15 protein-coding genes are annotated in these 11,236 nt (G+C 25.6%); 3 read left to right on the top strand and 12 right to left on the bottom strand.

Annotation, left to right across the window (positions count from 1 at the left end):
• Positions 1-25 precede the first annotated feature (25 nt).
• From ABJG40_RS03110 to ABJG40_RS03160, 11 genes are read right to left on the bottom strand one after another with little or no spacing between them, the layout of a single operon-like run.
• Positions 26-703, bottom strand: a complete 678-nt coding sequence (locus ABJG40_RS03110; RefSeq protein WP_348023122.1) for an SDR family oxidoreductase — start codon at positions 701-703, stop codon at positions 26-28.
• Positions 704-716: 13 nt separating this feature from the next.
• A complete protein-coding gene (locus ABJG40_RS03115) occupies positions 717-983 on the bottom strand; it encodes a TIGR03643 family protein (protein ID WP_348023123.1) in 267 nt (88 codons plus the stop codon).
• 31 nt (positions 984-1,014) lie between these two features.
• Positions 1,015-1,626: a flavin reductase gene (locus tag ABJG40_RS03120; RefSeq protein ID WP_348023124.1), complete on the bottom strand. Its 612-nt coding sequence runs from the start codon at positions 1,624-1,626 to the stop codon at positions 1,015-1,017.
• The gene (locus ABJG40_RS03125; protein WP_348023125.1) at positions 1,626-2,936 is read right to left on the bottom strand and encodes a lipopolysaccharide core heptose(II) kinase RfaY; all 1,311 of its coding nucleotides are present in this window, start codon (positions 2,934-2,936) and stop codon (positions 1,626-1,628) included. Before ABJG40_RS03125 ends, ABJG40_RS03120 begins: the two co-directional genes overlap by 1 nt.
• Complete coding sequence (locus ABJG40_RS03130) at positions 2,933-3,589, bottom strand: TetR family transcriptional regulator C-terminal domain-containing protein (RefSeq protein WP_348023126.1); 657 nt, start codon at positions 3,587-3,589, stop codon at positions 2,933-2,935. Before ABJG40_RS03130 ends, ABJG40_RS03125 begins: the two co-directional genes overlap by 4 nt.
• Before the next feature lie 5 nt (positions 3,590-3,594).
• Positions 3,595-4,068 (bottom strand): TspO/MBR family protein, encoded by a 474-nt coding sequence (locus ABJG40_RS03135; RefSeq protein WP_348023127.1) that lies wholly within the window; start codon positions 4,066-4,068, stop codon positions 3,595-3,597.
• A complete protein-coding gene (locus ABJG40_RS03140) occupies positions 4,061-4,756 on the bottom strand; it encodes a lycopene cyclase domain-containing protein (protein WP_348023128.1) in 696 nt (231 codons plus the stop codon). Before ABJG40_RS03140 ends, ABJG40_RS03135 begins: the two co-directional genes overlap by 8 nt.
• Entirely contained in the window at positions 4,753-5,199 is a 447-nt protein-coding gene (locus tag ABJG40_RS03145; protein ID WP_348023129.1) for a carotene hydroxylase, read from the bottom strand. Before ABJG40_RS03145 ends, ABJG40_RS03140 begins: the two co-directional genes overlap by 4 nt.
• A complete protein-coding gene (locus ABJG40_RS03150; protein WP_348023130.1) occupies positions 5,199-6,041 on the bottom strand; it encodes a phytoene/squalene synthase family protein in 843 nt (280 codons plus the stop codon). Before ABJG40_RS03150 ends, ABJG40_RS03145 begins: the two co-directional genes overlap by 1 nt.
• A gap of 1 nt (position 6,042) precedes the next feature.
• Positions 6,043-7,512: a phytoene desaturase family protein gene (crtI, locus tag ABJG40_RS03155; protein ID WP_348023131.1), complete on the bottom strand. Its 1,470-nt coding sequence runs from the start codon at positions 7,510-7,512 to the stop codon at positions 6,043-6,045.
• Between the two features lie 60 nt (positions 7,513-7,572).
• A complete protein-coding gene (locus tag ABJG40_RS03160; protein ID WP_348023133.1) occupies positions 7,573-8,466 on the bottom strand; it encodes a MerR family transcriptional regulator in 894 nt (297 codons plus the stop codon).
• A 119-nt stretch (positions 8,467-8,585) separates the two neighbouring features.
• Between ABJG40_RS03160 and ABJG40_RS03165 the strand changes: the two genes are divergently transcribed.
• The 3 genes from ABJG40_RS03165 to ABJG40_RS03175 are packed head-to-tail and all read left to right on the top strand — an operon-like array spanning position 8,586 to position 10,199.
• Complete coding sequence (locus ABJG40_RS03165; protein ID WP_348023134.1) at positions 8,586-9,080, top strand: RNA polymerase sigma factor; 495 nt, start codon at positions 8,586-8,588, stop codon at positions 9,078-9,080.
• Between the two features lie 3 nt (positions 9,081-9,083).
• On the top strand, positions 9,084-9,698 hold the full coding sequence (locus tag ABJG40_RS03170) for a hypothetical protein (RefSeq protein WP_348023135.1): 615 nt from the start codon (positions 9,084-9,086) through the stop codon (positions 9,696-9,698).
• Positions 9,699-9,710: 12 nt separating this feature from the next.
• Positions 9,711-10,199, top strand: coding sequence for a hypothetical protein (locus ABJG40_RS03175; RefSeq protein WP_348023136.1), 489 nt, complete (start codon positions 9,711-9,713; stop codon positions 10,197-10,199).
• On the opposite strand, the gene ABJG40_RS03180 is transcribed toward ABJG40_RS03175, so the two are convergent.
• Entirely contained in the window at positions 10,196-11,215 is a 1,020-nt protein-coding gene (locus tag ABJG40_RS03180) for a GntG family PLP-dependent aldolase (protein ID WP_348023137.1), read from the bottom strand. The two genes, ABJG40_RS03175 and ABJG40_RS03180, sit on opposite strands and share 4 nt — an antisense overlap.
• Positions 11,216-11,236: the final 21 nt, after the last annotated feature.

Raw genomic sequence — 11,236 nt, forward strand, 5'->3', positions numbered from 1 at the left:
ATAATTATTAATAATTGATTCATCTTTACATTTTAACACTCACTATTCCTGCATCTATTGGTATTATTTGTCCTGTAATAGCAGAAGATAAGTCTGATAATAAATAACTAGCTAAATTTGCTACCTCTTCTGGTTTCAAATATTTTTTTAATGGATGTCTATTTTCTAAATTTTCTTTTTGTTTATCATTTCTTAACAAACGTGCAGCTAAAGGTGTATCTGTTACTGTAGGTGCAATTACATTAAATCTAACTTTAGTAGCATATTCTGCTGCTAAAGATTTGGTTAGACCTTCTACTGCAGATTTACTTGTTGCAATACTTGCATGAAAAGGCATCCCTAAAAAAGAAGCAACTGTACTAAATAAAACAACACTTCCATTATTTTTTATTAATAATTTTTCATAGGCTTTTAAAACTTTTATTGCTCCTAAAACATTAATATTAAAATCTTCTGTAAATTCTTCTATTTTTAATCTAGAAAACGACTTTAAATTAATACTTCCTGGGCAGTAAACTAAACCATCTAATTCTTCTAAATCAGGAAGTTCATCTATTAAAACATCACAAGAATAATGTGTTAAATTTAATTGCTCATTTGGTTTAGATCTACTAATATTTATAATTTTATGCGTATCTATTAAATTATTAATAATTGCTTTTCCTATACCACTACTACCTCCTACAACAAGAATAGTTTTCATATTTTTTTCGTTTTTATCTTTTAGAAATTTTGTTGTTAGAAATTGTGTTTTGCCTAGAACATTTAAACCTTCCTTTTATAAATGTTCTTTTTGCTTGATGCTTTGTACTTCTTCCTTGACCCCTTTTTCTCCACAAACGAAAACTAGATGGTTTTAAATTATTTCTCATTAAAATAATGACCTTAACTTCTGAAATTCTAAATTGATGTTGAATAGCATCAAAAGTTGTTCTATCTTCCCAAGCCATCTCTATAATTCTATCTATTTCTTTTGCTGTCATATCTATATAAAATAGTTGTAATAAGCTTTAATTATCTAGGTCTTTGGTAACTTAATTTTATTTTTTCTTTTGGAATTAAATAGGTATCTAAACCATTAATTGTGGTTATTTTTTTTGCTGATAAATCTAACATTCCATCCTTAAGAATCAAATCATCATCAAAATGTAAGTCTATAACTTCTCCTAAAACTAAGATTGTTCCATTTGCTTTTATAAAGTATTCTTCTAAAAACTTCATTCCTATTTTTAAAGGAGATTCTTTTACAAAAGGTGCATAAAACTCATTCTTATATTCAGAATTTAAATTGGTTTTATCAAACTCAGATATTTCAGAAGGATATTTAGCAGATGTATGATGCGCATCATCAATAATACCTCCATTAATAGCATTAATTGTATAAAAACCAGTTTCTTTAATATTGTTATAGGTATTTCTAGCTACAGTTGTGGGTCTTAAAACAAAACCTAAAATTGCTGGACTAGATCCATAATGCATTACAGAACTAAAAACAGCAACATTGGTAAAATTGTCTTTAGATTTTGTAGCAATTAGGTTTGCAGATTTAAATCCAGAAATACTATTCATTAAATTAATTTTAAATAAATGCGGAAATTCTGCTATTTGTTTTTTGTTATAATGCATTAAAAGTTTTTAAAATTATTTACAAGTATGTTGTTTGCTTTTAAATCGTGCATTAAATTATACAGCCCAAAAAATGTTCTGTTTATATAAATAAAATGTTTAGAACCTCTGTTACCATTCAATTTTTTTAACTCAGTACTTTTTGCATATTTTTGCCCTAAATCTGAAATACTTTTAAAAAATTCTTCATCAGAAAAATTGAAAGATTCTTGATGAAATGGTTTTGTAAAAAGAGAAAGCATTTCATAAAACATATTTTTAAAGAATATTATTTCTTCTTTAGAATCATCTGTTCTTAAAATTTCTAATTCGTACAATTTTTCTTCAAAAAATTGAGGATTATCTATATTTTCTTTTTCTGCTAATTCAAAATAAGGTTTGTAAAAGGTTTCTGGAACCTCTTTCATACAACCAAAATCTATCACAATTAATTCATTATTTTTAGAAACTAAAAAATTTCCTGGATGAGGATCTGCATGTACTTTTTTTAACACATGCATTTGATACATATAAAAATCCCACAAAGCTTGTCCTAATTTATTTGCAATCTTTTCATCATAAATTGTACTTGTAAATTCTGATAAATGAACACCATCCATCCAATCCATTGTTAAAATTCTATCCGAAGAAAATTTATTGTAATATTTTGGAAATTGTAAATTAGGTATGTGCTTACAAGCATTTGCAATTTCATTACTTTGTGCTAATTCTAATTTATAATTTGTTTCTTCTAAAAGTTTATTTTCTACTTCTTTAAAATACTCATCAGAACCTTCTCCTTTTATATTAAACATTTTCATTGCAATTGGTTTTACCATTGCTAAATCTGATGAAATACTATTTGCAATACCTGGATACTGAATTTTAACAGCAAATACTTTTTCTTTTAAAGTTGCTTTATGCACCTGACCAATACTTGCTGCATTTACAGATTGTGAGGTAAAAGAATCGAATACTTCTAAGGGAGTTTTTTGAAAATAATTTTTAAAAACCTTAACAACTAACGGTCCAGATAAAGGTGGTACAGAAAATTGTGATAGAGAGAATTTTTCTACATAAGCACCAGGAAGTATGCTTTTTTCCATACTTAACATTTGTGCTACTTTTAATGCAGATCCTTTTAATTCTTTTAAACCATCATAAATATCTGTAGCATTAGATTTATCTAGATTTTCTTTTGCTTCTTCTTCTGATTTTACAATTTTTTCTCCATAATACTTTGCATAATTTACACCAACTTTTAACCCTGTTGAAAATAATTTAGATGCTCTTTGTATTTTAGATGTAGGTATTTTGTTTAATGTTTTCATGAAGCTGGCATTTTTTCTTTCCACATAAATTTTGCAAAATCAAACACACTTTTTAAAGGTGTTAAGTCTTTTAAGTCGAAACTTGCTGTAATTGATTTTTCTATAAAAACATCTGTTTTTTCAAAGTTCTGAGATTCATCATCTAACCAAAACTGAATAGTAAATAATAATTGTACCCAAGCAGCTTCATTAATTCCTTTATCTTGAATTTTATTTATTGTTTTATTTTTAAAATCGAAATTATCAGAATAAATTTCTGCAGTTATGAACATTAAGAATTCTTCTCTTAATTTAGAAAGCAATTTTAAAGACTCTAATTTATTTTTATTCTCTTTTAATTTTAATATTACATAAGACCTATTTAATGTTAAAATTTCGAAGAAAGTATAATAAAAACTTAACAGTTTTGTTTTAGAATCATACGTTTTATAGTCTTCGTTTTCTACCAATAAATGAATTGTATTGGTACAAAAAAGTTGAAAAATTTTTTTCTCTAATATTTTGAAATCTTTAAAATATTTATAAAAATCAGATTCTTCAAAATTATGTGTTTTTGAAAACTCATAAACGGTTGATGATTTTTTTCCCATTAAAACTTCATCCATATAAATTTCTATAATCTTTTTTGCTGTAATATTTTTTTTTCTTGCCATAATTTTTAATTATAAAATACGATGTATGCGTTTAAACTTGTTGCAATAGTCATCCAAATTAAATATGGTACTATTAATACAGTATACCATTTTATTTTTTTTAGATAATTAAAAGTAAAATAGCCAATTAACAACCATAATAAAATGATTACAACCAAACCTAATTCTGTTAAATGTTGATTAAAAAAAACAAAATTCCAACAAACATTTAAAAACCATTGTACTGTAAACAACGTTATTAACCTCTTATCTAAATAGTTAAACTCTAAAGTTAGCTTTGTTATATAAAATGAAAAACAAAACATAATAGTAGACCAAGCAACACCAAAAACCCAATTTACAGGTGTCCAAGGAGCTTGATTTAAATTAGTATACCATTCTGTTTTTGGACCATTATTCATCAATAAAACGCCTAAACCTAATGCTAAAAAATTAACAATAAAGAATATTATAAAACGTAAGTATTTATTCTTAAACATATTTTTTAGTTTTAAAACCATTAAATATTAATTGTATAGAAAACAATAGATTAAAAGCATAAAAAATATCTTCAAATGGTATTGTAAACAGCCTAAACCCCATGTTTTCATTATTATTATACCAAACAATTGGTTCTGCAATAAAGCTTCCTGTTAAAACCCCGTTTACAAGTAAAAAAGGAATTAAAATGATAAGGAAACTTGGTAAATATTCTTGTAGAATATTTAATTTAAATTTTAATCCAAATACCATTAATGGTATAAATAATAAAAAATTTATTGTTGTATATAATTTTCCGAAATTTAAAAAAAGTATAAAAATCCCTATTAAAATTAGTGCATAACTAACTATTTTAGTGCTGTTTTTTTTTAACCTAAACTTTGGAAATAAATATTTTAAAACTTCATGCGTAAACAAACAAGCATAAGGAATACAAAAGAAAAAAAGCCATTCTTCTAAAGGCATTTTAAAAAATTTAATTCCTATAAAATAATCTGAATTAAAGCCCCAAACACCATTTTTTGTAAAAATTCCATCCCAAATTAAAAAAGGGATAGCAACTAATAAAATACTTAAAAAAGCAATTTTGAAATATTGTATAAAATGAAATTTTTTTTCAAAAATACTATACAATAAAGGTACACTTAAACTACCCAATGTTAATATGAGATATAAGTATTTACTCATTGTTTTTTCTTAAAATATTTAAAAGGCACAAACAACATTCCAAAGCACTCTCCTTCTTCTTTACCTAAATGTTTGTGATGAATTTTATGCGCTTTTCTTAAACCTTTTAAATACCAATTATTAGTTCTTTTAAACCATTTAAAACGTTGATGAATAAGTACATCATGTACTAAAAAATAAGCTATTCCATAAAATAAAATACCTAAACCTATAAAGAATAAAAATGTATATTCTGTATATGTTCCAAAATAAAATAGTAAAATACTTGGTACTGCAAAAACCACAAAAAATGCATCGTTTTTTTCGAAAACACCTTGGTATTTTGGTTGATGGTGATCTTCGTGTAAATACCATCCAAAACCATGCATTACAAATTTATGTGTACACCAAGTTACACACTCCATAAATAAAAAAACTGCTAAAGTAATTAAGGCAAATACCATTAAATTATATTTAATTTATATTTTACATAACTTCTAGCTAACAAATTAATTTTCATCGGATTTGAAATTCGAATTCTAGTATCCATAATTTTTTCAGATGGCACTTTTTTGAGCTTTTTTAATAACCTTTTATAATATCTATAAGCAATATAAACACCAAATTTAGCTTCTATTGGTAATTTATGAATTCCGTTTTTAAAAGCAAATTCAAAATCTTCTTCAATCTCGTTAATAATTATTTGTTTTGAGTCTGCATTTAATTCTCCTAAATCTATATTCGGAAAATAAGAACGATTTAAAACTTCATAATCATCTTTTAAATCACGTAGAAAATTTACTTTTTGAAAAGCAGAACCTAAACGCATTGCTGCATCTTTTAATTCATTATAACGTTCTACATCTCCATCAACAAAAACCTTTAAACACATTAAACCTACTACATCTGCAGAACCATAAATATATGCATCATACTCTTCTTTTGTTTGGTAAGTAGTTTTATATAAGTCTGCTTTCATACTTTTTAAAAAAGCTTGCACCATATTATCTGGAATGTGATATCTTTTTACTGTTTGCTGAAAAGAATTTAAAATAGGATTCAGGCTAACTCCTTGTTCTATAGCTAAATAATAATCTTTTTCAAAGTTATTCATTAATAATTCTTTATCATACTCATGAAAAGAGTCTACAATTTCATCTGCAAAACGTACAAATCCATAAATATTATAAATGTCTTTTCTAATTTTAGGAGATAATAAATTTACTGCCAAAGAAAATGAAGTACTATATTGTTTTGTAACTAATTTACTACATTCAAAAGAAACTGTGTCAAATAATGCTTTCATATTAATTTTGGTTTTTAATGATTAATTCTGATGCTATTTTTCCTGAAATTAATGCAGGTGGCACTCCAGGACCAGGAACTGTTAGTTGTCCTGTAAAATACAAATTATTTACTTTACTACTTTTAATTTTTGGCCTTAAAAAAGCTGTTTGAAACAATGTATTTGCCATACCATATGCATTACCTTTATAAGAATTATATTCATTTTTAAAATCCTCTACACAAAATGATTTTTTAAATAACACATGTCCTTTTACTTTTTGGTTTGTTAATTTTTCAAACCTATCCATAATTTTATGGAAATATTGTTCTCTTAACTCTTCTGTATCTTCTATACCTGGAGCTAAAGGTATTAAGAAAAAACCTGCTTCTTTACCTTCTGGTGCTGATGTTTTATCTGTTATCGAAGTAAAGTTTGCATAAAAAAGAGGTGCTTTTGGCCATTTAGGATTGTCATAAATCTCTTTTGCATGTTCATCAAAATCTGTGTCAAAAAATAAAGTATGATGACTTACATTTTCAATTTTTTTATCAAAACCAACATAAAATAAAAGTGATGATGGTGCAAAAGTTTTCTTATCCCAATATTTTTCTGAATATTGTTTATAATCTTCATTTAATAAAGTTTCTGTATGATGATAATCTGCACCACTTAAAACTAAATCAGATTTTAACTCTGTACCATTTACTATTAGATATTTTACAGCATTGTTTTTATCATCAACTATTATTTTATCAACATTTGCATTCGTTGTAAAATGAACACCTAAACTTTCTGCTAGAGACACCATACCTTCAATAACTGTATACATTCCTCCTCTTGGATGCCAAGTACCTAAGCCAAAATCTGCATAATTCATAAAATTATAAAAAGCAGGTGTATTACTTGGTTTTGCTCCTAAAAATAATACAGGAAATTCTAATATTTGAATTAATCTTTTACTTCTAATATTCTTTCTAACTTGTTTTCTAATTGTAGAAAAAAATTGAGAAACTCTAGATATAGTTGTTGTATTTACTAACTCTAAAGGAGAAATACCTGGTTTATATACCAAATCTTTAATTGCTGTATCGTAATTAGATTTAGCGGAATTTAAAAATTCTTTTAAATATTTAGCACTACCTTTTTCTTCTTTTTCAAAAAGTGAATAAATATCTTTTAAACTGCTAGAAATTTTTACAGAATCTTTTTCATCAAAATAAACTTCATAACCAGGATTAAGCTTATCTAATAGGTAATAGTCTGATGGTTTTTTGCCAAAATCTGCAAAAAAACGTTCAAAAACATCTGGCATCCAATACCAAGAAGGACCAATATCAAAAGTAAATCCGTCTTTTTTATATTGTCTAGCTCTACCACCTAAGGTAGAATTTTTCTCTAAAACACTTACCTTATAACCTGCTTTTGCTAAGTAACAAGATGCTGCTAAGCTAGAGAAACCAGAACCAATTATGTGTATGTGCTTTATCATGTTTTATTTTGTTTAACAAATATAGTAAAAAATTAAACAAAAAATATTGATAAAATAAAATTATAATTCTTTTAACAAATTAGTTACAGTTTCATAAAATTGAAAATTAGAATTATAAGTATTATTTTTTACCAAAGTAGTTTTTGCTCCTATTGCAATTAATTGATGTTTTGTATCTTTTAAAAGAGTATCAAAATTGTTAAAAAAATCTTCCACTTTATTGTCATAAGGCATCACTGTTAATGATGTAATAAAACAAATTTCATTTTTATTTTTTATAAAATAATCTAAATTACTTAAGGGTAAACTTTCTCCTAAATATATAGTAAAATTTCCTCTTAAAGACAATTCGTAGTTTAAATATAATAATCCTATTTCATGAATTTCATTTTCTGGTAAAAACAAAACATATTTTTTACTTACATTAGAAATATTATACTGTAACTTTTCTGTATTAATTAGTATTTTTTGAGATATTAAATTTGAAATAAAATGCTCATGAGCAGGCATTAATGTATCTGTTTGCCACAATAAACCAATATGATTTAAAAAAGGAATAAATATATCTTTAAAAATATCTCTAAAACTTTTTGAGTCTAAAAGACTATTATAAGTAGTATTAAACAAATTCTTATCAAACTGAAACATTGCTAATTTTAAAGAGTTAATTGCTTCATCATTTAATGCATCTTTAAGTGCTAACTCTCTAGATTTTAAAAATATCTCTTCTTCAGACATTAAAGCTATTTTAGAAATCTTAAAATTATTTTTATTCAATAAAACAATATTTAAAAGTTTTATTAAATTCTCATTACTATACAACCTTATATTGGTATTTGTTCTTTTTGGCTTTAATAAATTATACCTTTTTTCCCAAATTCGAATTGTATGTGCTTTTATTCCAGAAATATTTTCTAGATCTTTTATGGTAAATTCTTCCTTAATATTGTTCAACTTATTTATTATTTAGTTCAACAAATTTAATAAAAATATATTACTGTAATTTTTTTTATATAAAAATGTAACAATTCTTACTTTTACACTACTTATAGTTAACTAACTAATTTACACAAGTGCAAAAAGATTTAGAAACTAAATTTTTATCGGACTTTGAAAAAAATCAGAATATAGCACATAAAATTTGTAGACTTTATACTACAAACCAAAGTGCGCATAATGATTTATTTCAAGAAATAACTATTCAGCTTTGGAAAAACTATCCAAAGTTTAGAGGAGATTCTAAATTTAGCACATGGATGTATAGAGTAGCTTTAAACACAGCAATTTCGCTGTATAGAAAATCTACTAGAACTGTTAAGACTCAAGATATTAGTGATTTTGCTTACAAGATAAAAGCTACTGATTATGATGATACAGAAGAAATTCAATTAAAAGCATTGTATAAAGCAATACATAAATTGAATGATATAGACAAAGCACTTATTTTCTTGTATTTAGAAGATAAACCTTACAAAGAAATTTCTGAAACATTAGGTATTTCTTCTGTAAATGCAAGAGTTAAGATGAATAGAGCAAAAGAAAAATTAAAAAATATTTTAAACCCATAACTTATGGATTTATTAGACAACTATAAAAAAGCCTGGGAAAATCAACCAGAAGATACTAATAAAGTTTCTTCTCTTGAAATCTATAAAATGGCACAATCAAAATCTTCATCCATTGTAAAATGGATATTTATAATAGGAATTTTAGAATTTATAATTTTAAACTCAATGTACTTTTTCATGGACATGGATGAAGCTGTGATAGAATATAAAAAGTTAGGATTAGAAAATTTTATTTTATATTCTCAAATTGCAGTATACATTATTTTGTTTTACTTTTTATGGATGTTTTATCAGAATTACAAAAGAATTTCTACCATAGAATCTACTAAAACTTTAATGTCTAAAATTTTAATGACTAGAAAAACAGTAAGAAACTATGTGTTATTTAACTTAGGTTATATTACTTTATTTATGATAGTCACTACAATTGCAAAAGTAAATACCAATTTAGACGATTTTAACAACAAACAATTACTCATATTAATTATAGTAACTACCATTGCAACTCTTTTATTTTTAGGAATTGTTTGGTTATTCTACCAATTGTTATATGGAATTTTATTACGAAAATTAAATAGAAATTATAAAGAATTAGCTAAATTAGACAACACTAATTAACATCTTGTTTTTATGAAAAAAATTATTACTATTTTATTTTTATGCTTTTCTTTTACTATAGTAGCACAAGAAAAATCTGATTTTTGGGAACATGTTAGATATGGTGGTGGTTTTAGTTTAAGTTTTGGAAATCAAACCACAATTGGTATTTCTCCAAGTACAATTTATGATTTTGATAATGGATTTTCTTTAGGAGCAGGTGTTAATTACATATACAATGAAGTAGCATCTGTAACAACAAATGTATATGGAGCAAGCATCATTTCTCTATATCAAATACCCAAAATAGATATTCAACTTTCTGGTGAATTTGAACAATCTTTTGCCAATCAAAAAGATAATTTTGGCAACTCTAATTCTACTAATTTTCCTGCTTTATATTTTGGAGCAGCATACAATAAAGGTAGATTTGCTTTAGGTTTTAGATATGATGTTTTATATGATAAAAACAAAAGTGTTTATGCTTCTGCTTTTTCTCCTATTGTAAGATTCTATTTTTAGCAGTTTTTCAATTCTTTTAGTAAGGTTTCATGCATTTCATTTGTATAAACTAAATGCGTAACAATTCTTATTTTACCTTCTCCCATTGGTGTTAATAAAATATTTTTATTCTCCATTAGTTGAATAAAATTAACATCACCTATTTTATCATCAACATAAAAAATAACAATATTTGTTTCTATTGGTTCTACTTTTGTAACATAAGAAACAGATTCTAAAACGGCACCAATTTCTTTTGCTTTTTGATGATCTTCTGCTAATCTTTCTATGTGATTATCAAGTGCATAAATTCCTGCAGCAGCTAAAAAACCAACTTGCCTCATTGCTCCTCCAAACAATTTTCTAACCCGTAATGCTTTTGAAATATGTTCTTTAGAGCCTAATAAAATAGAACCAATTGGGGCACCTAATCCTTTAGACAAACAAATAGAAATTGTATCAAACAAAGCTCCATACTGTTTAGGTGATTCGTTTTTTGCAACTAAAGCATTAAATAAACGAGCCCCGTCTAAATGAAAAGCTAAATTATTTTCTTTAGATACTTTTTTAATTTTTTCTAATTCAGAAAAATCCCAACAAGCTCCTCCTCCTTTATTTGTTGTATTTTCTATACAAACCAAACTTGTAAACGGAACATGAATATCATTTCTACCTGCAACTGTATCTTTTAATTGTGCTGCTGTAAACATACCTCTTTTACCATCTATTAATTTACAGGTAACTCCAGAATTAAAAGCGGCTCCTCCACCTTCATAATTATAAACATGTGCATATTTATCGCAAATTAATTTATCTCCTGGTTGTGTATGTAATTTAATGGCTGTTTGATTTGCCATGGTTCCAGAAGGAAAAAACAAAGCATCTTCCACGCCAAACATAGCTGCAGCTTTTTCTTGCAATTTGTTAGTTGTTGGATCCATTTTAAAAACATCGTCTCCAACTTTAGCATTTATCATAGCAGCTAACATTTCTTTTGTTGGTTTTGTTACTGTGTCTGATATTAGGTCTATTATCATTATTTTAAAATTTAATTACAG

Origin of the sequence: Polaribacter sp. (assembly GCF_039939415.1) — a bacterium.
Lineage (GTDB): Bacteria > Bacteroidota > Bacteroidia > Flavobacteriales > Flavobacteriaceae > Polaribacter.

Coding starts and splice junctions, on each gene's coding strand:
- ABJG40_RS03110 (WP_348023122.1), bottom strand. CDS start 703: ATGAAAACTATTCTTGTTGTAGGAGGTAGTAGTGGTATAGGAAAAGCA.
- ABJG40_RS03115 (WP_348023123.1), bottom strand. CDS start 983: ATGACAGCAAAAGAAATAGATAGAATTATAGAGATGGCTTGGGAAGAT.
- ABJG40_RS03120 (WP_348023124.1), bottom strand. CDS start 1,626: ATGCATTATAACAAAAAACAAATAGCAGAATTTCCGCATTTATTTAAA.
- ABJG40_RS03125 (WP_348023125.1), bottom strand. CDS start 2,936: ATGAAAACATTAAACAAAATACCTACATCTAAAATACAAAGAGCATCT.
- ABJG40_RS03130 (WP_348023126.1), bottom strand. CDS start 3,589: ATGGCAAGAAAAAAAAATATTACAGCAAAAAAGATTATAGAAATTTAT.
- ABJG40_RS03135 (WP_348023127.1), bottom strand. CDS start 4,068: ATGTTTAAGAATAAATACTTACGTTTTATAATATTCTTTATTGTTAAT.
- ABJG40_RS03140 (WP_348023128.1), bottom strand. CDS start 4,756: ATGAGTAAATACTTATATCTCATATTAACATTGGGTAGTTTAAGTGTA.
- ABJG40_RS03145 (WP_348023129.1), bottom strand. CDS start 5,199: ATGGTATTTGCCTTAATTACTTTAGCAGTTTTTTTATTTATGGAGTGT.
- ABJG40_RS03150 (WP_348023130.1), bottom strand. CDS start 6,041: ATGAAAGCATTATTTGACACAGTTTCTTTTGAATGTAGTAAATTAGTT.
- crtI (WP_348023131.1), bottom strand. CDS start 7,512: ATGATAAAGCACATACACATAATTGGTTCTGGTTTCTCTAGCTTAGCA.
- ABJG40_RS03170 (WP_348023135.1), top strand. CDS start 9,084: ATGGATTTATTAGACAACTATAAAAAAGCCTGGGAAAATCAACCAGAA.
- ABJG40_RS03175 (WP_348023136.1), top strand. CDS start 9,711: ATGAAAAAAATTATTACTATTTTATTTTTATGCTTTTCTTTTACTATA.
- ABJG40_RS03180 (WP_348023137.1), bottom strand. CDS start 11,215: ATGATAATAGACCTAATATCAGACACAGTAACAAAACCAACAAAAGAA.